The sequence below is a fragment of the Roseibium sp. SCP14 genome, from assembly GCF_040329475.1.
Taxonomy (GTDB): Bacteria; Pseudomonadota; Alphaproteobacteria; order Rhizobiales; family Stappiaceae; genus Roseibium.
On record NZ_JBDZYH010000001.1, the window covers coordinates 1,528,865 to 1,549,862 of the forward strand.

Genomic DNA, 20,998 nt, shown 5'->3' on the forward strand with positions numbered 1-20,998 from the left:
TGGGAAATACGAGACCGATGGCAACAAACAAGACCTACGACCAGATAGCAATTGGTGATTCAGCCGAGATCGTTCGCGAGTGCTCCTCCAATGATCTGTTGGTGTTTGCGCATGCCTCCGGCAATCACAACCCTATTCATCTTCCCGATACTGACTGGTCCGGTGACGGGGTGATCGACAAACCGGTTGCGCCTGCCATGTGGGTCGGCGGCCTGGCTTCGGCTGTGCTTGGTAACATTCTTCCAGGTCCCGGAACGGTCTATAAATCGCAATCTTTCCGCTTTCTCGGTGGTGCTGCGGTTGGCGACAAACTGAATGTCAAAGTAACCGCAACGGAGAAGAAGCCGGACAACATCGTCGTCTTCGATCTGACAGTTACCCGTGGAGACGGTGTTCGGCTCGTGGAAGGAGTGGCTGAGGTCGCCGCTCCAACACAGTCGATCGAATTCGACTCAAGCAACCTGCCCGCGGTACTTGTTCAGCGCCACCGGCATTTTAACCGAATGATTGAACTGGCCAAAACGCTCCCGGCACTTCCAACCGCGGTGGCTGCTCCGGATGATCCGAACTCTCTCGAAGGGGCGATCATGGCAGCTCGGGAAGGCCTTATTCGCCCGATCCTTATCGGTGCCGTGGATCGTATCGAAGAGGCGGCAAAAGAACTTGGCGAGGACCTGGGTCCATACGAACTGATCGACATCGAAGATGAAACCGAAGCCGCCGGCCGGGCAGTTCAAATGGTGCACGAAGGCAGGGTCCAGGCGGTCATGAAGGGCCATCTGCATACTGACCATCTTCTGCACCATGTCGTCAAACGGGACGGTGGTCTGAGAACGCGCCGACGGATCAGCCATGTCTTCGTCATGGACATTCCCGGACGCAAGACACCGGTGCTGATCTCCGACGCGGCAATCAACATCACACCTGACCTCAACACAAAGGTCGACATCACACAGAATGCGATCGATGCCGCACGGGCGCTCGGTCTTGAAACACCCCGCGTCGGTATCCTTTCAGCTATCGAAACCGTGAATCCGGCTATTCCCTCCAGCCTGGATGCGGCGGTCCTGTCGAAGATGGCCGAGCGCGGTCAGATTACCGGAGCAGTTGTCGACGGCCCGTTGGCAATGGATAACGCGATCGACGTCCAAGCCGCCCGCACAAAAGGGATCACATCCCTCGTTGCCGGCCATGCTGAAGTGCTTATCGTTCCCAACCTTGAATCCGGAAACATGCTGGCCAAGGAACTTACTTTCATCGCTCACGCCGAGGCTGCCGGTCTCGTCATTGGCGCAAAGGTTCCCGTCATGCTGACCAGCCGTGCGGACGATGGCCGGGCCCGGCTCGCGTCCTGTGCGCTGGCGCTTCTATACACTCACTGGCAGGCCAAGGGCGCGCCGGCAGGTATTCTCGACCGTGAGGCACATTGATCATGGCGCAGGTTATCCTGGTCCTGAACTCCGGCTCCTCCTCAATCAAGTTCACTCTTTTCTCCGACAAGAATGTTCAACTCAGTGGACAGATATCAGGTCTTGGCGCCACCCCTCGCCTGTCGCTGAAATCGGAAACAAGCAAAATCCGAATTGATCGTGAGCTCGCTTCCCACGAGGGAACGCATGCAGGCGCCCTAAAGGCCCTTTTGCCGGTTCTGGAGCAGGAGCTGGCGGGACGATCTGTCGATGCTGTCGGCCACAGAGTTGTTCACGGCGGAGTGGAACACGCCGCACCAGTCCTCCTTTCAGACGATGTCTTTGTGGCTCTCAAATCCTTGGAGCCGCTGGCTCCACTGCATCAACCCCATAACCTCGCGGGGATCGCTGCGTCCCGTGAAGCCTTTCCGGAGGCGAAGCAAATCGCCTGTTTTGATACGGCGTTTCACCGCAGGCACCCATGGGTCAACGACACTTTCGCGCTTCCACGGTCGCTGTATGACGAAGGTGTCCGGCGTTATGGATTTCATGGTCTTTCTTACGAATACATCTGCAGATATCTTCGCCAGACTTCGCCGGAAACGTATGCCGGTAGGGTAATTGTTGCCCATCTGGGCAATGGCGCTTCCATGTGCGCGATCCGGGACGGCCAAAGCATCGGATCGACAATGGGCTTCACGGCGCTTGACGGCCTGCCGATGGGCACCCGTTGCGGTCAACTGGACCCGGGCGTCGTGCTTTACCTGCTAACGACGAAAGGCATGTCCGCGGACGCGGTTTCTGATCTTCTCTACAAGAATTCAGGATTGAAAGGTCTCTCAGGCATCAGCCAGGACATGCGCACCCTGACGGAAAGCACTGATCCGAAAGCGGCTGAGGCGATCGACTATTTTGTTTTCCGCATCCGGCGCGAACTTGGTGCCATGGCTTCCGTGCTAGGGGGACTGGACACCGTGGTGTTCACCGGTGGAATAGGCGAGAACTCGGCACTTATTCGCGAAAAGGTTTGCGACGATCAGGAGTGGATCGGCCTTTCCATCGACAGCATGAAAAACGGTGCCGGAGAAGAGGACATCTCCGGCGCAAGCTCCAGTATCAGAGTGCTTGTCATTCCGACCAACGAGGAAGAGACGATCCGGCGTCATGCTGCCGACCTTTTGCGCGAAGCGTTCGCGACCTGACCGGCCTGCGACTGCTAGGGCCGGCTCGCCGCGCCCAGCAGAGTTGCGTTGTTCTTTTCATAGGTACGCAGCAGCGGCCGGTAGTCCGCATGAACGACAGGCTCGAAACCGCCCGGCAAATCCGGCTCAATCGCAAGATAGGCAGCCGGTTCCTCCCTCCGCAAATCCATCAGTCCGGCTCGTAGACGCCGTTTGAGGCTGTCCGGAAGGTCCTTGCGAAGGCTATGTGCGGAATAAGGAATGGGCGGTGAACGCCACACGATTTCAAGATCTTCGAAGCCACGCTCACCGGAAACGTAATAATCGTTGAGAGTACCGGCCGTGTATCCGTTCTTGGCTTCTCCGGACAAGGTCGACCAGCCCAGGGCCGCCTGAACCCTGCCGTCCAGAAGCGCCCGCAATCCTTCGATCGGATTTTGAACTTCCACCAGAGTGGCGAAGTGCGAACGGGCGTCAATGCCATCCGCGGCAAGGTTGGCCAACGGAACCCGATATCCCGTGATCGCATGTTTGTTGCCGACCGCGAGCCGGACGCCCTTCAGATCCGCTATCGACTTCTTCGTTTCGCCGCGTTTGCTCACCAGGATGGCATAGAAGCGAGCCGGAAAATCATCCGGCCCCGCCGTAACCAAAGGCTCCACGCAGGAACAGAGTTGATGTGTTGCGGCGTAGGCTGACGGCGACAAACGGACATAGTCGACCCGGCCCGACGCCAGAGCTTCGACTGCATCTCCCATTGTATCCAACAGAAACAGATCAACCGGTAGATCCGCTATCTCTTCAAGGGCAAACCTGAAGGGTTCAATGCGGTCTCGGGCATCTTCGTCTGCGGCAACGACAACTCCGAGGCGGAGCCTTTTCGGCATGTCCTCGATATCCTGAGCCTGGGCATTCAGTGAAACGCCGACAAAGATGGAAACCATCAGCAACATTGCTGCAAACAATCTTGCAATCGTCACAATACCAACATAACCTTTTGATGATATTCGCAAAATCAATTCTCGCCTACTGGCACTCACCCGTCAAAACACCGGATAAGCATATGACTAGTCCTATCACGACCGTGGTCTTCGATATAGGTAATGTTTTAATCGAATGGAATCCCGAACACCTTTATCGCAAGCTTATTTATGATGAGGAAGAACGGGCAGACTTTCTGCAGACCGTTTGTTCTCCGGAATGGAACCTGCAGCAGGATCTTGGCAGAACGTGGAACGAAGCGGTCAAGACCCTTTCAAAGGAATATCCGGAAAAAGCTGATCTGATCGCAGCCTATTCCGAGCAGTGGCATGAAATGGTGCCTGGGGAGGTTCCCGGCACGGCGGAAATCCTGAGAGAACTGAAGGATACCGGTTGCCCACTCTATGCGATCACGAACTTCTCGAATGAAAAATTCGCCGAATCCAGAGAGAGGTTTCCGTTTCTCAATGACAGCTTCCGCGACATCGTGGTTTCAGCGGAAGAAAACCTGATCAAGCCGGATCCGGAAATCTACCACGTACTTCTCGATCGCAATGGACTGGAGGCCGGCAACTGCTTTTTCATTGACGACTCGGAAAAAAACATCGAAGCAGCACGCAGCGTTGGAATGAACGCGCATCACTTCAAGGATGCCGGGCTTCTCAGAGCGGAACTTGTTCAACACGGTTTGCTGGACGACTAGCCCTCATACCCTTCCAGAACGTTGATGCAGTTGGTTCCAAGTGCATCAACGGCATAGCCTCCTTCCAGCAGGAAAATCGTCGGAACACCGACTTTTGCGAGGCGTTGACCAAGCCTGATAAAGTCTTCGCTCTTGAATTTGAAACCGGAAATCGGATCGCGTTCGAAGCAATCAAGCCCCAAAGACACAATCATCGCTTCCGGTTTGTATACCAGAAGCCAGCGACAGGCTTCTTCCAATGCCGGTGAATAACTCTCCCAGTCCGTGCCCAGCGGCAATGGCCAGTTCCGGGTAAATCCCGTACCTGCATGCTTGCCTGTCTCGTCAGCATATCCAAGAAAATAGGGGTACTCCTGCGCGGGATCCGCATGGATCGACAGGAACAGGATATCGGGGCGGTCATAGAACAAAGCTTGTGTGCCATTACCGTGATGGTAGTCGACATCCAGAATGGCAATGCGATTGAGACCGTAATCGCGCAAATACTGCGCGGCTATGGCAGCATTGTTGAAGAAGCAGTAGCCGCCGAAGAAATCGTAACCGGCGTGATGCCCCGGGGGGCGGCACAATGCAAAAGCGGATTGATCTCCATCCAGTATCATCCTGGCCGCTGTCAACGCCGTGTCGGCGGACGCCCGGGCGGCCCGGAACGTGAATTCTCCGACCGGTGTACCTGCGTCCATTGAATAGCGGCCGAGCAAACCGTCTATATGTTCAACCTGGACATCCTTGCGAAGGCTTCTGATAGGCCAGACAAATGGAAAGGCTTCCCTGGTTCGCCCAGCGGCCGTCCACTTGCCCCAAAACCCTTCCAGAAAAGAAACATAGTCAGGGGAATGGACGCGATGGAGCGGCCTGATCGGAAATTCATCGGGAGCAACAATTTCTCCCACGTTCCGATCCTTGACGGTCTTCAGCACGATTTCGGCGCGGCTTGGAATTTCGACTGCCGGTTTCAATTCTCCATCGGAGATTTCCTGCACCGGTGCATGAGAGAGCTGGCTGTCTGAAAAAACCGTCTTCACCAATACCCCCTTGCCGTTTCACCACGTCACATCGGGCTAATGTAACCCATTTTATGAAAAACGGAATTCGGTAACGTGACTATAGGTTTGTGAAGGTTTCAACAGAACTTGCGGAAAGTCGGCGTGGTGACATCCATCCGGCCAGCGTTGCGCCTCGAGGCAAAGTCCAGCGTGCGAAGCATATCTTCGGCCATTCAACCCCGGGACCGGAACCTCCAGATTTGTGGCGTCGTAAAGCTGCAGACCGGGCTCTGTGGTCCAGACTTCCATCCGCCGTTCCCCGTCACCGCTTTCAAGAGCTGCCGCAAATTCCGCAGTGGGGCGAGGTTCATCTGCCAGACAGAAATTGTGATCGTAGACGACACCCTCTTCACCTGATCTGCGACGGAGTGTACGACCATCCTGAAAGTCGAAGGGGGTCCAGGAGACCTTTCGAATTTCCCCTGTGGGAATCAAAACGTCATTGACGGGCAGATAGCTGTCGGCAGCAATCTCCAGAGTGTGATCCAAAATCGTATCGCTGCCATCCAGATTGAAATAGCTGTGCTGGGTGAGATTTACCGGTGTTGTCTTGTCGGTCGTGGCAGAAATCTTGACGCGCAGAGCTCCCGCACCCGTCAAGGTATAGCGCACCAGCGTCTCAACCCGACCCGGATATCCCATATCACCGTCGTCAGAGACCAGTTTAAGCAGAACGCTGGCCTTGTCGCTCTGTTCAATCTGCCAGACGCGCCGGGAAAATCCGCCGACACCACCGTGAAGGTGGTTGCCGCTGCCTTCATTCCGGTCCAACAGGCATTCTTCTCCGTCGATGGTCAGATTGCCGCCCGCGATCCTGTTGGCGCAGCGTCCGACGATAGCACCGAAATAGGGTGAGTGGTCCAGATAACTTTGCAGATCTTCAAAGCCAAGCACAACGGACTGGCCGTCCACCTTCAGATCCCGGATGATCGCACCAAGGGTGAGCACAGATGCTTCAAGCATCCCCTTTTTCAAGGTAATTTCCTGCACCACCGTCCCGTCAGGCAGAACTCCAAACTCAGTGATCATGCAAGTCTCCGCTTCGGCGCCCGGTGAGAGATTTACGGTGCCAGACCCATAAAAGGCGGCGGAACACTACCGCCTCCTGCAATAACAGCTCAAACCTTAGAGGGTCTGGTTGTACTCACCGACTTCCGGGTTTTCGCGCAGCACGCCGTCCACCGCTTTGAACATTTCATGAAGACGCTCTTCGGAGACCGGGCTTTCAACCACAACCACAAGCTCCGGCTTGTTGGAAGAGGCCCGTACGAGCCCCCAGGTTCCGTCTTCACTGACGACCCGCACACCGTTGACGGTGACAAGATCCGTGATCGGTTGTCCGGCAACCTTCTCACCTTTCTCCTTCATGTCCTTGAACCTGGAAACCACCCTGTCGACCACATCATACTTGATCTCATCGGCGCATTTGGGGGCCATGGTCGGAGACCCCCATGTCTTGGGAAGGTCCCTGCGCAGGTCGGCCATCGTCTTGTCCGGGTTGCGGTCCAGCATATCCAGGATGGCAATCGCGGAAACGAGACCGTCGTCATAGCCCCGGCCAATCGGCTTGTTGAAGAAGTAGTGTCCGGATTTCTCAAACCCGACAATGGCATTGAGATCCGTCACGCGGCGCTTGATGTAGGAATGACCGGTCTTGAAATAGTCGGTCTTGGCACCATTGGCCTTCAGAACCGGATCGGTGTTGAACAGGCCGGTCGACTTTACATCGACGACAAACTGGCTGTTGGGGTGTAGCGCCGAGATATCGCGCGCAAGCATCACTCCAACCTTGTCGGCGAAAATCTCTTCGCCCTCATTGTCCACCACACCGCAGCGATCCCCGTCGCCGTCAAAGCCAAGTCCGACTTCCGCCCCAACCTCCAGAACCTTGTCCCGAAGGGCATGAAGCATCTTCATGTCTTCCGGATTGGGATTGTAGCGTGGGAAGGTATGATCGAGTTCAGCGTCGAGCGGGATGACTTCCGCCCCCAAAGCCTCAAGTATTCTGGGTGCAAACGCACCGGCCGTCCCGTTGCCGCATGCGGCCACCACCTTGATCGGCCGCTTCAACTTTGGCCGTTCGGTGAGGTCCTTGAAATAGATCTCAGGAAAGCCGTCGACGAACCGATAACTGCCACCGCCTTTGAGGTCGAATGCTGCCTCCAGCACGATATCCTTCAAACGACCCATTTCGTCGGGGCCAAAGGTCAAGGGACGGTCGATGCCCATTTTGACACCCGTCCAGCCATTGTCGTTATGGGACGCGGTGATCATGGCCACCGCGGGAACATCAAGCGCGAACTGGGCAAAATAGGCCATCGGAGAGAGAGCCAGGCCAATGTCATGGACGTTGATACCGGCAGCCAGCAAGCCATTGACGACAGCCATCTTGATCGATGACGAGTAACCGCGAAAGTCATGCCCTACAACGATATCGGGGCGTACACCGCGTTCATGCATGAGCGTTCCAATGCCCATACCCAACGCCTGCATTCCCATCAGATTGATTTCTTTTTCGAACAACCAGCGCGCGTCATATTCGCGGAAACCTGTCGGTTTCACCATCGGCTGTGTTTCATACTCAAACGTATTGGGCGCCAGACTCGGGACGGGTTTCGAAAACATCAATGCCTCTCAATGGCGAAGGATTGTGCCTGAAGACCTGAGACGGATTCCAGGCGGTAGCAACGGAATCACTGAACCAGTACTAGGGTGCCGCTGGAGATGTCAAACCGTTTCAACTGATTGAGGACTGACATGCCGAGCAACGGACCGCTAAGGCTGCTGTCCTTCAGAACCATGGCGTCAATGTTCCGCAGACGAATGTTACCGACCCGGAAGCCGTTTATCACGGCCTTTGCCGCATAAGTGGTTCCGTTGGCGGTCCCGACCGCATACTTGAAATCGGAAGGAGACAGGGAAATCCCGATATCGTCAGCAATCGATTCAGGCAAGGCGGTCAAGGTCGCACCGGTGTCAACCAGCATATCGACCGCACGACCGTTCAGATATGCATCGGCCACGTAGTGACCTTGACGGTTCAGGGAAATGCGATGCGTTCTCTCGCCGGTGTCGTTACTCTCAACATTCGCGGAATCCATCCGGCTCGAGGAGTCCAAGCGACTTTCGATCAGCCCCGGAAGAAACGGGGTGACACCAATGCAAACCAGCATGATTACAACGAAACGCCACATAACCGATCTTTTCTCAGGGCCTTCAAGTTGAGAAAACGACAGGGAGCAGCTCTATCACGGTTTCCTTAGCAGGCTGTAAAACCCGCTTAGACAATTTGATCTGCCATACCGGCGATGTCCTTCTTGAAGGGTACGCTTGATTGGGCCCCGGTGACGGTGCAGGCCAAGGCACCTGCAGCGATACCTTCCTTGACCGCGCGTTCGAAATCCACTCCGCCATCCAAAGCTGCGGCCATGGCTCCGCAAAACGCGTCTCCGGCTCCCGTCGTGTCGACAGCCTGGATTTCGGGCGACTTGAATTTCAGGCGCCGCCCGCCCTGCCCGGCAACAACACCCTCCGCGCCAAGGGTTACCACCACTGACCTGGACGGTGTCGTCAGCTGGTCCACGAACACATTCGGTTCACCTGAAAGACTGAGATGACGGGCGATCTCGACGGCTTCTGTTTCATTGACCACAAGTGTGTCGACCTCGTCCAGACAGGAAAACAGACTGGCTTCCGGAACGGGAGCCGGGTTCCAGAAGACCGAAACTCCGGCTTGTCGTGCAATCTCCAGAGCTCGACTGAAGCTCTCAAAAGGCAGGTCTCCTTGAAGCATCAGTGTGTCGCCCGTGGTCAAACCGGATAGCAGCCATTCGGGATCGATTCGGGCATTGGCTCCATTGGCCTCGAGAATCTGGTTCTCGCCGGACGGATCGATTCCGATAAAGGCAAGCCCGGTTGTTCCCTCCAATGAGCGGACACCGGAAAGGTCAACGCCGTCTTTGCGTAAATTCTCCAAGGCCGGCGCCGCAAAGGCATCCTGCCCGACCGCGCCGGTCATCGCGACCTTTGCTCCGGCCCGTCTGGCCGCCAGAGCCTGGTTTCCCCCCTTGCCACCTGGAAAGGTCTGATGGTCGGGGCCAGCCACAGTCTCTCCGGCAGTGGGCAGCCGGGGCACGGCAACGACAAGATCCAGATTGATGGAACCAAAGACGGTAATCATGACACCTCCCAGTTTGTGACGAGGTTAGAGCGCGTCCCGGCAAGAGCCAACAAAAAAGCGCGGAGAAAACTCCGCGCTCCAATTTCTTGAATGTCCGGCTGCCTACTTGGTGCCGTACATCCGGTCGCCGGCATCTCCAAGACCTGGAACGATATAGCCTTTTTCGTTCAGCTTTTCGTCAATTGCGGCCGTGTAGATCGGCACATCCGGATGCATTTCGTTGAACTTCGCAACACCCTCCGGAGCCGCCAGAAGACACAGAAAACGAATGTTGTTGGCACCGCGTTCCTTAAGCTTCTGAACAGCCGCGATCGCAGAGTTGGCCGTCGCCAGCATCGGGTCGACAACAATCACCAGGCGTTCATTGAGATCTTCAGGAGCCTTGAAGTAGTACTCCACCGGCTGCAGTGTTTCCGGGTCGCGGTAAAGACCGACATGTGCGACACGTGCGGATGGAACGAGTTCCAGCATGCCTTCCAGAAGGCCGTTGCCGGCGCGCAGGACGGAGGCGAACACGAGCTTCTTGCCGGCAAGCACAGGTGCCTGCATTTCAGCAAGCGGCGTTTCAATCGTCTGACGGACGATCGGCAGATCGCGCGTGACTTCGTAACACAGCAGTGTCGAAATTTCGCGCAGGAGGCGCCGGAACCCCTGGGTGGACGTTCCCTTGTCGCGCATGATTGTCAGCTTGTGCTGGACCAGCGGGTGGCTGATGACATTGGCTCCGGACATAACTGCCTCTCTTTTGTATGGGCCCGTGCAATTCCGGACCGATCTCTTAATTCTTCTATGTTCGAGACCTATGCCCCGAACGGCAACCAAAAAACAGACCCCGGATTGAGATATTGCCCGAGTTTTTTGCAGTTTTCCTTATCTAGCTGCAAAATCCGGAGACCCGCGCGACTCGTCCCTCCCTCCAGAATGCATGTCAGCGGCAATTGTTCTGCCGGAACCTCCAGTTCCTCGCGCAACTTGTCAGCCAGTTTTTCTGTCAGAGCGCTGCCGACGGCCCGAAGCTCGATCATCCGGTCCAGGGCTTCATCCGGAGTGAGTTCTCGACCAGCGTCACGGACTTTCAAAACGCCAGCATCGGAAAACAAGGCAACATGAACATCATCGGCAGGCGCGGTAAGCGCTGCCAGCGCATCGACTTCCATACCGGCCCAGGCAAAAGGCTCGACCATGGAGTACACCATTTCCTGAGCAGACATATGGAACGGAATGATCCCGTCATAGCCCTCTGCGGAAATCGTTGAAAGACGAAAGCTGTCACCAAAGGTGATTTCTTCGGACTGCGCTCCACCCTCCCAAGCGGGAGCCAGAGCTTCCAGAAGATTGTCCAGAAGTTGCCCGGCGCTGACCGCGCTTTCGCTTTCCTTTGCCAGACGCGTTGCGAGCAGGCCAGGACGGGTTACTTCGTCTTCGGAAAACAGGTCCGGGCGCAACGCCAGTGCCTCGCCAAGACGTTTCAGATGCCGCTGCATTGCCTTCAGCAAGTCGACATCATCTTGCATGTTCCATTGGAGCCCGGACGCAAGTTCTTCCATATCCAGACGGATCAATGTCTCGGCATCGACCCTATAAGGGTCGGACAACTCACTGGAGAACGAGCCGGCAGCAAACATATGAAATGCCGCAAGTGCCGATGCCTGCTTGCCGCGTGTTTCGGTTGCGGTCATCGGGTCCCTGAAGACCCAGTTTTCGGGTGTTCGCGTTTTCATGAAACACGCCAGAACGGCAAGGTCGGCTGATGCAGCCAGCATTTCCTCAGCTGTCTGGAACTCCCGAGCACTGGCAAGAGCTCCCCAACGATCAATGCCGCCAACCTCGAAGTCGCGCCAGATGCCGTAAGGCGGGATATGGAAATCCGGATAAGTTTCCTTTGTCGCCTCCAGAACGGTCACGAGAATCTTTTGGAGACCGGAAAGATCGACCTCGACATACGAGAGCGCTCCCGAGACTGCTTGCTCCAGAAGCCCGTGAGCCTTGCGGCGCACTTCCTCAGGCTTGAACAATTCCAGTGGTGAATTTGCAGCGTTCATGGACATAATCCGTCAGTTACCCCCCGCTCCCTGCAGAGCACTTTCCAGCCGCACCAGCAGGCGGGTTCTGGTTGCCTCATCGCAAAAAGCGGCTTCGATTGCCGTACGCGTCACGGCGATCTGGTCCTCAGGGGACCAGCTGAAGGTTTCGGCAATCGAGGAGTATTCCTTACCGAGCGTAGTTCCAAAAAAGGGTGGATCATCGGAATTCAGTGTGACCTTGACCCCTTCACGCCGAAGCATGTTGATCGGGTGAAAGCGCAAGTGCGTGTAGACACCGAGCGAAACATTCGAACCCGGGCAGACCTCCAGTACGATGTCCTCATCGGCGAGGCGCTTCACCAGATCCTTGTCCTCAACTGCCCGGACACCGTGCCCAAGACGTTTGACGCGCAAGAATTCCAGCGCGGCCGTCACACTGTCAGGGCCTCCGAACTCACCGGCATGCGCAGTTGTTCCAAGTCCTGCCTCCGATGCCATCCGGAAAGCCTTGGCGAAGTTGGCCGGATGTCCGGATCGCTCGTCGCCAGCAAGACCAAACCCTGTAACCATGGGATGCGGATTTCCGATGACTTCCTTGACCACCTTCTCCACGGATGCCGAACCGAAGTGGCGTACGCCAATCGCAATCATCCGACCTTCAATGGCCGTATCATTCTTGGCCCTCTCGATGCCGGTGGCAAGGCCTTCGACATAGGAGCGGTAGGAAAGTCCCGCGGCCTGCGCATGATCCGGGGAAATGAAAATCTCCCCGTAGATCGCTCCTTCCGCTGCAAGCATGCGGAAATACGTTTCAGCAAGCAGCGCATAATCCGAAGGCGTCTTAAACACGGCGCTCGCAGTATCATAAGCCTTCAGAAAGGTGGTGAAGTCCGTCCAGAGGTACTTGCCGTTACCGTCCATCACCGATGAGACGTCATGATCATAATGGCCGGCTAGCCGCTGCACCAAAGACGGTGGCGCGGCACCTTCGATGTGACAATGCAGTTCAGCCTTCGGAACCGTAACAGGGGCGCTCATATCCGGCTTTTCCTCATTCCCGAGAACCCGGCAAATCAGGCCACCGGCCCGACTGCCTGTTCTCATCCGTATCTGATCCCTCTCATGAAGAAGGAACTGGAACTCGCGTTGACAATGCCTGAATCACCAGGCCGCAAAAACGGTTACCATTCTACAAGAAGCTGGTGCCGTTTGCTCCCTGTGCAATGCCAAGATGTTCAGCAATACTCTCGCCGATATCGGCATAGGTCTTGCGACCGCCGACACTCCGACCCGCAATACCGGGACCGGTCGCAATCACCGGCACATGCTCTCTCGTATGATCGGTGCCTTCCCAGGTCGGATCGCAGCCATGATCGGCGGTGAGGATCAACAGATCTCCCTCGCGCAACCTGGCGATCATCTCCGGAAGGCGGCGATCGAAATGCTCAAGGGCTGCAGCGTATCCGGCAACATCGCGCCGGTGGCCATAAAGAGAGTCGAAATCGATGAAGTTCGAAAAGACCAGATCACCATCTTCCGCGAGGTCCATTGCTTCCAGCGTCTTGTCGAAAAGCTGGTCGTTACCCGCCCCTTTGAGCACTTTCGCAACACCCTGATGTGCAAAGATGTCCGATATCTTGCCAACGCCGATCACAGTCCGGCCATCGGCCGTCAGACGGTCCAGCAGGGTCGGTTCGGGAGGCAGAACAGAATAATCGCGGCGGTTGGCCGTACGTTCGAAGGTTTCAGATGTTTCGCCAACGAAGGGACGGGCGATAACCCGGCCAATGTTGTAGGGGTCGGCGAACACACGCGTGATTTCGCAAAGCTCATAGAGCTTGTCGAGACCATAATGCTCCTCATGAGCGGCAATCTGAATGACGGAGTCCGCCGAGGTATAGAATATCGGCTTTCCGGTTCTGATGTGTTCTTCGCCAAGTTCGGCAATTATCACCGTCCCGGAAGCATGCTTGTCGCCAAGTATGCCATTCAGACCAGCCTTTTCGCTGATTTTTTCAATCAGTTCGGCCGGAAAAGTCGGAACCGTCTCCGGGAAGTAACCCCAGTCGAAACGAACCGGAACACCGGCAATTTCCCAGTGTCCCGATGGCGTATCCTTGCCGTTGGAAACCTCTGCGGCATAGCCCCAGAGTCCTTCCGGCTCGCCTGAATAATCAAGCCCGGGGACATCCTTGCCGGTGGAAAGGCGCCCCGCTGCTCCCAGTCCCAACCGATCCATGTTTGGCAGGCTTAGAGGCCCGCTGCGCAGACCTTCCCGGTCACCTTCCCCGTTCGCGCACCGTTGCGCGATATGGCCCAAGGTATCGGACCCGGCATCGCCAAAGGCATCCGCATCCGCTGCGCCGCCAATGCCAAAACTGTCCAGCACGCACAGGATTGCACGAGGCATGGGCATCTCCTCAAATTATCAATTGCCGGCACTGGAAGCCGGAGCGGCGCCGGAAAACCATTCCCCCGGCGCGAAACGCTTTCACCGGTTAAGGTGCGATGCGATCTACTACGCTGGGATGATCGACGACGTCGATGGCAGCGCCGACGGCATAGGCATTGCGCACTGCAACTGCCGCCGCTTCCGCGTCCTCTTCGGACTTGGCATGGACGATCGCCAGCGGCGCATCAGCGTCCACCGTGTTGCCGACACCGGCAAGATCCGTCAGACCAACCGACGGATCAATGATATCCGCAGCGGCCCGGCGGCCTCCGCCCAGAGCGACAACAGCCACACCGACCGCGCGGGCATCCACACCGGTAACAACACCATCGTGCTCCGGGTAGATCGGCGCAACCACCGGTGCTTTTGCCAGATAGAGTTCGGTCTTTTCCATGAAATCGGCAGGACCGCCAAGGGCATGGACCATCTGCGCAAATTTCTCTGCCGCCTTGCCGCTGTCGAAGGCTTCGCGCATCATATCCGCACCGGCATCCGCGGTAGCCGCGATGCCACCGGATGCCAGCAACTCACCACCCTGGGCAACGGTCACATCCCACAAGCGGTTGTCGACAGCCGTTCCTTTGAGGAAGTCCACCGCGTTCTGCATTTCAACGGCGTTACCGGCCGCTGAGGCGAGCGGTTCGTTCATGTCCGTCAAAAGCGCGGTTGTCTTCAGCCCCGCGCCGTTGGCAACCAGAACAAGGCTTTCAGCCAGCGCCCGGGCTTCTTCAAGCGAAGCCATGAAGGCACCGGTTCCCCATTTGACGTCCAGCACCAGTCCTTGCAGGCCGGCGGCCAACTTTTTGGACAGGATAGACGCCGTGATCAGGTCGATGCTTTCCACCGTCGCGGTTACGTCGCGAATGGCATAAAAGCGCTTGTCGGCCGGAGCGAGATTGCCGGTCTGACCGATGACGGCACAGCCAACTTCCTTGACAACCTTCTTGAACAAGGCGTTGTCAGGCTGAGTCTGATAGCCGGGAATACTGTCGAACTTGTCGAGCGTTCCTCCGGTGTGACCAAGTCCCCGTCCGGAGATCATCGGAACAGCCGCACCGCAGGCAGCCAGTGCCGGAGCCAGCATCAGGGAAACGTTGTCGCCGACGCCTCCGGTGGAATGCTTGTCAAGCACAGGTGCCTCAACGTCGGACCAGTCCAGAACATCCCCGCTATCACGCATGGCCAATGTCAGGGAGACGCGCTCGTCCACGGTCAAGCCTTTGAAGAAGACCGCCATGGCCAGAGCCGAGACCTGCCCTTCCGTCACGGAGCCGTCTGCAAGACCTTTGACAAAGAATGCGATTTCCTCCGCGTCGAGGACATCCCCGTCGCGTTTCTTTCGGATAAGTTCCTGCGGCAGCATTGTTAGTATCCTTGGTTGGCCGTCGGTTCTTTGCCTTCAATCGTGGCGATCAACGCGTCCAGCAGCCCGCTTGCACCAAAGCGGAACGTGGTTGCGGACACCCAATTGTGGCCCATGATCTTGTCCGCCAGCGCCAGATAGGACGCGGCGTCTTCAGTGGTCTTGATGCCACCTGCAGGCTTGAAACCGATGACACGTTCAGCGTCGTCCCGGCGCGCTTCCTCAATTGCGGTCAACATGATTTCCGCCGCCTCGAGGGTCGCATTCACGGCAACCTTGCCGGTTGAAGTCTTGATGAAGTCCGCGCCTGCCGCAATCGCCACATTGGATGCGGCATGAATGAGCAACGGATCCTTGATTTCACCGGTTTCCAGAATGACCTTCAGGATCGCCGGCTCAGGGATGACCGCCTTGACTCGAATGATCTGCTCTTCGGCAAATCCCTTCCGGCCCTCGGCGAAGGCCCTGTAGGGCATGACAAGGTCGATCTCGTCGGCGCCGTCGGCAATCGCCTGCCTGGTTTCGGCAAGAACAGCTTCAGTGTCTTCACCGCCTGCAGGAAAGTTCACGACGGTCGCGACCTTCACGCCAGTGCCGGTCAGCTCCTTCACGGCTTGCGCAACAAAGCGCGGCCAGACACAAACGGCTGCTACCGAGCCGTGATCGGTTACCGTTCGGTTCGTCAACCTGGTGATGTCTTCGGCCGTGCAATCGTCGTTCAGATTGGTCAGGTCGACCAGTCCAAGCGCACGCTTGGCTGTTTCAATCATATCGCTCATTGACCGATTTCCTTCACAAATGACCGCACAAGCTGCTTCATACGCTCCATGCCCTGCAGAGCGACCGCCTTGGTTTCGTCATGCGACAGGGCGTGTGTCTGCATGCCGGCGCCGTAGTTGGTGATGATGGACATTGCGGCAACGCGCATTCCCAGGAAACGGGCCATGATCACTTCAGGTACGGTGGACATGCCGACGGCGTCCGCACCCAGCAACTTGGCCATACGAATTTCCGCCGGCGTTTCGAAAGACGGGCCCGAGAACCACATGTAAACGCCCTCGGCAATCGGATCGCCGGTTTCCTCGGCCACTTTCTTCATCGCCGCCCGCAGGTCCGGATCATAGGCTGCGCTCATGTCGAGGAAGCGTTTTTCGTCTTCCTCACCAATCAGCGGGTTCTTGCCAGACCAGTTGATGTGATCAGACAGCAACATCGGTGAGCCGGGCGCAACTTCCTCACGCAAAGACCCTGCCGCATTCGTAGCCAGAAGGATCTCGCAACCGAGTTCCTTCAATGTCTCGACCGGCGTACGCATGACCGTGGGGTCTCCCCCCTCGTAATAGTGCGCTCGCCCGGACAGAATGACGACCGGAACGCCTGCCAGGGTTCCGGCGACCAGTTCGCTGGAATGCGACGTGACGGTGGACACCGGAAATTCGGTCAGGTGCGAATAGGGTATGCGGACAGCGTCCTCGACCTCTTCGGCCAGAGCACCGAGGCCCGAACCAAGGATCATTCCGATTTTGTAGGAGCCCTCACGGGCAGCGCGGACGATATCCGCGCATTCACGGCCAAAACCACTCATTGAGGGTCAGTCCTTCTTGTCTTCTAGTTCAAAGGCGGCGGGCAGCAGCTCATCCAGTGTGAAGCTGCGCTTGATGCCGTTCAAATCCGCGACATGAACAACCAGGTTATCCGTGCCGAATTCCGCAAACCGCTGGCGGCAAATGCCGCAAGGGGTGCAAAGGGCCGCGTCGCCAATCACCACGGCCTCTTCAATTTCGCGTTGGCCAGCGGCAATCATCGCGCTGACGGCTCCCCCTTCAGCGCAAACGCTGACCGGATAAGATGCATTTTCAACATTGCATCCGGTGAACACCGTCCCGTCAGGCGTGCGGAACGCCGCCCCGACGAGAAAGTTCGAATAGGGAGCATATGCCTTTTCGCGAACTGCCTTGGCAGCTTCAAAAAGCGCGTTCAGATCACTCATGAGCGCTCCTTCAGGTATGGAATGCCAGCCGCTTTCGGCGGAATGGCCTTGCCGATGAAACCAGCCAGCAGGATCACCGTCAGGACATATGGCAGAGCCTGGAAGACCTGGAGCGGCAGCTCGCCGATAACCGGGAATTCAACTCCCTGCATACGCGTGCCGGTCGCATCGAGGAAACCGAACAGAAGGCAGGCAAACATTGCACTCACCGGCCTCCATTTTGCGAAAATGAGTGCGGCAAGTGCCATGAAGCCCTGACCCGCTGTCATGTTGACGCCAAAGCCCGACCCGGCCGCGATTGACAGATAGGATCCGGCAAAACCGCACAGGATGCCACAGGCAATCACGGCGCGATACCGAAGCCACGTAACCGAGATACCGGCAGTGTCCACGGCAGCCGGGTTTTCACCAACAGCCCGCAACCTCAGACCGAAACGGCTTCTGAAGAGCACCCACCAGGTCAACGGGACGGCCAGGAATGCTGCATATACAAGCATATTGTGGCCGGAAAGCAGTTCGGCGTAAATCGGTCCAATGATGGGAACATCACGCACCTGTTCGGCGATCGGCCAGACAACGTCCCTGAAACGGCCACCTTCGGGCAGCGAAGGTGTTCGTCCACCCTGGCGGAACCACGTCTGCCCCAGCAAAGCCGTCAAGCCGGCGGCCAGGAAGTTGATGGCAACGCCGGAAACGATCTGATTGCCCCGGTTGGTGATCGATGCAAATCCGTGAAGAAGAGCCAACCCAACCGACACACCAATGCCGGCGAGCAAGCCAAGCCAGGCATTTGCGGTGAGGTACGCAACTGCCCCCGCACCAAACGCGGCTCCGAGCATCTTTCCTTCAAGGCCAATGTCGACGACACCGGAACGTTCCGAGTAAAGACCCGCCAGACAGGCCAGCAGCAACGGAGTGGACACGCGTACGGTGGCATCCAGGATCAGGATAATGGTTTCAAACATGATCACGCCTCCTTCGCAGCAAGATCCCGGGAGGGTGTGAACAGTCTGACGATCGTCGGACGGAACAGGTGTTCAAGAGCACCGGCGAACAGGATGACCAGACCCTGAATGACAATAATCATGTCCCTGGTGATGTTGGGCATCTCGAAGGACAGTTCTGCACCGCCCTGGTAGAGCATGCCGAACAGGATTGCCGCCAACACAATTCCGACCGGATGGGCACGACCCATAAGCGCCACCGCGATGCCGACGAAGCCGTAACCGGTGACAAAATCGATCAGCAGACGATGCTGTGAGCCCATGATCTCGTTGATGGCCATCATACCGGCCAGACCGCCGGAGATCAGCATGGTGATGACAATAATGCGAACTGGCGAGATACCGGCGTAAACCGCAGCAGTTGCATTGGCGCCGAATGAACGGATCTCGAAACCGAGCTTTGTCCGCCAGATCAGCAGCCAGACGAGAGCACAGGCCGCGAGCGCAACGAACAAAGACAGGTTCACCGGCGCGTATCCAAACCCGAGGGACGGAAACAGATCGTTGAGGAACGGCAAACGACCGCCGTCTTCAAACGTGCGCGTTTCCGGCTGCATCGAACCCGGCTTCTTCAGCAGGTTGTTGAGCAGGTAGACCATCAGCGAAAACGAGATGTAGTTGAACATGATGGTCGTGATAACGACATGGCTGCCGCGCTTGGCCTGCAGCCAGGCGGGGATGAAAGCCCATGCCGCTCCCATGACGGCAGAGCCGAGAATGGCAAAGGGCAGCGTCACGTACCAGGGAACGTATTGGTCAAGCGCCAGGCAAGCGAACGCCACACCAAGGCCACCGACATAAGCCTGCCCCTCACCACCGATGTTAAACAGTCCGGCGTGAAAGGCGACTGCCACGGCAAGACCAGTAAATATGAAGTTCGTGGCATAGAACAGCGTGAAGCCGAAACCCTCGACATAGCCGAGAGACCCCCAGACCAGGATCTTGACCGCTTCGAGAGGGTTCTCGCCAATCAGGATCACAACAAGTCCGGATACCAGAAAGGCAGCGGCAAGGTTCAGGAACGGGATCAAACCCAGGTCGACCCACCGTGGAAGCTGACCGGCACTCATTGGACGCCTCCTTCGACAGCGCTATGGTTGTTATCAACACCTGCCATGAGCAGGCCGAGGTCGCCCTCTTCCGCGTCGGCACCGCGTTCACCGACAATCTTGCCGTCGAACATCACCAGCACGCGGTCGGACAGAGCTCTGATTTCTTCAAGTTCCACCGACACCAGCAAAATACCTTTACCTGCGTCACGCAGCTCGACAATCCGCCGGTGAATGAACTCGATCGCGCCGATGTCGACGCCGCGCGTCGGCTGGCCGACCAGAAGGACTTCCGGATCACGTTCGATTTCACGGGCCAGAACAATTTTCTGCTGGTTGCCGCCCGAGAAGTTGGCGGTCTTCAGCATCGGGTTTGGCGGCCGGATATCGTATTTCTCGATCTCAGCGACAGCGTTTTTCCTGATCGCTCCCAGATCCATCAGAAGACCGTTGGAGTAGGCCGGATCGCGGTGATAACCGAGAATGGAGTTTTCGTACTCGGTGAAGCTGTTGATCAGCCCCATTCGATGGCGGTCCTCAGGCACATGACCCATGTTCTTGGCGCGCATGTCGGCCGCATCCAGGGTGCTGTTGCCCAGATCAATGGTCTCGCCATTGATCTTCAGCGTGCCCGTCGTTGCGCGACGAATGCCCGAAAGCGTCTCCAGAAGCTCCGACTGACCGTTGCCGGACACGCCTGCAACTCCGACGATTTCACCTGCGCGAACCGAGAAAGACACATCCTTGACGACCTGTACCCCCCGACTGTCGGTCACAGTCAGGTTTTCGACTTCCATGACCGGCGCTTTCGGCTCGGCGGGTTTCTTGTCGACGCGCAGAAGAACCGACCGACCGACCATGAGTTCGGCAAGCTCTTCCATCGAGGTGTTCCTGGTCTCGCGTGTCGCCACCATCTCGCCGCGGCGCATAACCGACACCGTGTCGGTCGCAGCCATGATCTCGCGCAACTTGTGAGTGATCAGCAGGACCGTCTTGCCCTGGTTTTTGAGAACTTCCAGGATCTTGAACAAATGATCCGCCTCGGCGGGCGTCAGCACGCCCGTGGGCTCATCAAGAATGAGAACCTCCGCGCTCCGATAGAGCGCCTTGAGGATTTCCACGCGCTGCTGCAGTCCAACCGGCAGATCCTGGATAAGAGCGTCCGGATCGACGCGCAGCTCGTATTCTTCTTCCAGGCGTTTCAATTCTGTGCGTGCGCGGGCGAGACCGCCGGCCAGCATCGCACTGTCCTCGGCGCCCAGCACCACATTCTCAAGGACTGAAAAATTGTCGACCAGCATGAAGTGCTGGTGAACCATGCCGATTCCCATGGCGATCGCGGCCTTGGAATCCGAAATGGTGACCTTTTCGCCATTGACGAGAATGTCACCCGTGTCGGCGTGGTAGAACCCGTAGAGAATGGACATCAGGGTTGATTTACCCGCACCATTTTCCCCGATGATCCCGTGAATGGATCCCTTTTTTACAACAAGGTCGATATCCTTGTTGGCGTGAACCGCACCGAAGCTTTTGTTGATCTTCCGCAGTTCAATTGCCGGCGTATCGCTCATGCCTTCCCCCAGGCCTGACGGTTTATCGTTGTCATTGTGATCTGC

The 20,998-nt window shown here is 57.1% G+C and carries 20 protein-coding genes; 3 read left to right on the top strand and 17 right to left on the bottom strand.

The genetic code is table 11. The features are described 5' to 3' along the window. Window positions 1-17: 17 nt before the first annotated feature. Both ABLQ08_RS07025 and ABLQ08_RS07030 read left to right on the top strand, forming a co-directional pair. Window positions 18-1,430: a bifunctional enoyl-CoA hydratase/phosphate acetyltransferase gene (locus ABLQ08_RS07025; protein WP_352940405.1), complete on the top strand. Its 1,413-nt coding sequence runs from the start codon at window positions 18-20 to the stop codon at window positions 1,428-1,430. A gap of 2 nt (window positions 1,431-1,432) precedes the next feature. Continuing rightward, window positions 1,433-2,611 (top strand): acetate/propionate family kinase, encoded by a 1,179-nt coding sequence (locus tag ABLQ08_RS07030; protein ID WP_352940406.1) that lies wholly within the window; start codon window positions 1,433-1,435, stop codon window positions 2,609-2,611. 14 nt (window positions 2,612-2,625) lie between these two features. Here ABLQ08_RS07030 and ABLQ08_RS07035 read toward each other — a convergent pair whose 3' ends face one another. After that, window positions 2,626-3,570, bottom strand: coding sequence for a PhnD/SsuA/transferrin family substrate-binding protein (locus ABLQ08_RS07035; protein ID WP_352940407.1), 945 nt, complete (start codon window positions 3,568-3,570; stop codon window positions 2,626-2,628). An 83-nt stretch (window positions 3,571-3,653) separates the two neighbouring features. On the opposite strand from ABLQ08_RS07035, the gene ABLQ08_RS07040 reads away from it, so the two are divergent. Further along, window positions 3,654-4,274 carry an HAD family hydrolase gene (locus ABLQ08_RS07040; RefSeq protein ID WP_352940408.1) on the top strand — a complete coding sequence of 207 codons (621 nt, stop codon included), beginning with the start codon at window positions 3,654-3,656 and terminating at the stop codon, window positions 4,272-4,274. Here ABLQ08_RS07040 and ABLQ08_RS07045 read toward each other — a convergent pair. The 16 genes from ABLQ08_RS07045 to ABLQ08_RS07120 form a co-directional block, all read right to left on the bottom strand. Beyond that, a complete protein-coding gene (locus ABLQ08_RS07045) occupies window positions 4,271-5,299 on the bottom strand; it encodes a histone deacetylase family protein (protein ID WP_352940409.1) in 1,029 nt (342 codons plus the stop codon). The two genes, ABLQ08_RS07040 and ABLQ08_RS07045, sit on opposite strands and share 4 nt — an antisense overlap. Window positions 5,300-5,350: 51 nt before the next feature. Further along, a complete protein-coding gene (locus ABLQ08_RS07050) occupies window positions 5,351-6,349 on the bottom strand; it encodes an aldose epimerase family protein (protein ID WP_352940410.1) in 999 nt (332 codons plus the stop codon). 96 nt (window positions 6,350-6,445) lie between these two features. Further along, window positions 6,446-7,945, bottom strand: coding sequence for a phosphomannomutase/phosphoglucomutase (locus tag ABLQ08_RS07055; protein WP_352940411.1), 1,500 nt, complete (start codon window positions 7,943-7,945; stop codon window positions 6,446-6,448). A 68-nt stretch (window positions 7,946-8,013) separates the two neighbouring features. Further along, complete coding sequence (locus tag ABLQ08_RS07060) at window positions 8,014-8,421, bottom strand: retropepsin-like aspartic protease family protein (RefSeq protein ID WP_352940412.1); 408 nt, start codon at window positions 8,419-8,421, stop codon at window positions 8,014-8,016. A gap of 179 nt (window positions 8,422-8,600) precedes the next feature. Beyond that, complete coding sequence (locus ABLQ08_RS07065; protein WP_352940413.1) at window positions 8,601-9,500, bottom strand: ribokinase; 900 nt, start codon at window positions 9,498-9,500, stop codon at window positions 8,601-8,603. A 102-nt stretch (window positions 9,501-9,602) separates the two neighbouring features. Beyond that, complete coding sequence (gene upp / locus ABLQ08_RS07070; RefSeq protein ID WP_352940414.1) at window positions 9,603-10,232, bottom strand: uracil phosphoribosyltransferase; 630 nt, start codon at window positions 10,230-10,232, stop codon at window positions 9,603-9,605. Window positions 10,233-10,300: 68 nt separating this feature from the next. After that, window positions 10,301-11,542: a DUF1688 family protein gene (locus tag ABLQ08_RS07075; protein WP_352940415.1), complete on the bottom strand. Its 1,242-nt coding sequence runs from the start codon at window positions 11,540-11,542 to the stop codon at window positions 10,301-10,303. Window positions 11,543-11,554: 12 nt separating this feature from the next. Next, window positions 11,555-12,562: an adenosine deaminase gene (locus ABLQ08_RS07080; protein ID WP_352940416.1), complete on the bottom strand. Its 1,008-nt coding sequence runs from the start codon at window positions 12,560-12,562 to the stop codon at window positions 11,555-11,557. Window positions 12,563-12,713: 151 nt separating this feature from the next. Further along, window positions 12,714-13,934 (bottom strand): phosphopentomutase, encoded by a 1,221-nt coding sequence (locus ABLQ08_RS07085; protein WP_352940417.1) that lies wholly within the window; start codon window positions 13,932-13,934, stop codon window positions 12,714-12,716. An 88-nt stretch (window positions 13,935-14,022) separates the two neighbouring features. Further along, on the bottom strand, window positions 14,023-15,339 hold the full coding sequence (deoA, locus tag ABLQ08_RS07090; RefSeq protein ID WP_352940418.1) for a thymidine phosphorylase: 1,317 nt from the start codon (window positions 15,337-15,339) through the stop codon (window positions 14,023-14,025). 2 nt (window positions 15,340-15,341) lie between these two features. Further along, window positions 15,342-16,118 (bottom strand): deoxyribose-phosphate aldolase, encoded by a 777-nt coding sequence (deoC, locus tag ABLQ08_RS07095; RefSeq protein WP_352940419.1) that lies wholly within the window; start codon window positions 16,116-16,118, stop codon window positions 15,342-15,344. Further along, a complete protein-coding gene (locus tag ABLQ08_RS07100) occupies window positions 16,115-16,924 on the bottom strand; it encodes a purine-nucleoside phosphorylase (protein ID WP_352940420.1) in 810 nt (269 codons plus the stop codon). Before ABLQ08_RS07100 ends, deoC begins: the two co-directional genes overlap by 4 nt. Before the next feature lie 6 nt (window positions 16,925-16,930). Further along, window positions 16,931-17,329, bottom strand: a complete 399-nt coding sequence (locus ABLQ08_RS07105) for a cytidine deaminase (protein ID WP_352940421.1) — start codon at window positions 17,327-17,329, stop codon at window positions 16,931-16,933. Further along, window positions 17,326-18,294, bottom strand: a complete 969-nt coding sequence (locus ABLQ08_RS07110) for an ABC transporter permease (protein WP_352940422.1) — start codon at window positions 18,292-18,294, stop codon at window positions 17,326-17,328. The genes ABLQ08_RS07105 and ABLQ08_RS07110 overlap by 4 nt, the downstream gene beginning before the upstream one ends. A 2-nt stretch (window positions 18,295-18,296) precedes the next feature. After that, a complete protein-coding gene (locus tag ABLQ08_RS07115; RefSeq protein WP_352940423.1) occupies window positions 18,297-19,403 on the bottom strand; it encodes an ABC transporter permease in 1,107 nt (368 codons plus the stop codon). Continuing rightward, window positions 19,400-20,953, bottom strand: a complete 1,554-nt coding sequence (locus tag ABLQ08_RS07120; RefSeq protein ID WP_352940424.1) for an ABC transporter ATP-binding protein — start codon at window positions 20,951-20,953, stop codon at window positions 19,400-19,402. Before ABLQ08_RS07120 ends, ABLQ08_RS07115 begins: the two co-directional genes overlap by 4 nt. Between the last annotated feature and the right edge of the window lie 45 nt (window positions 20,954-20,998).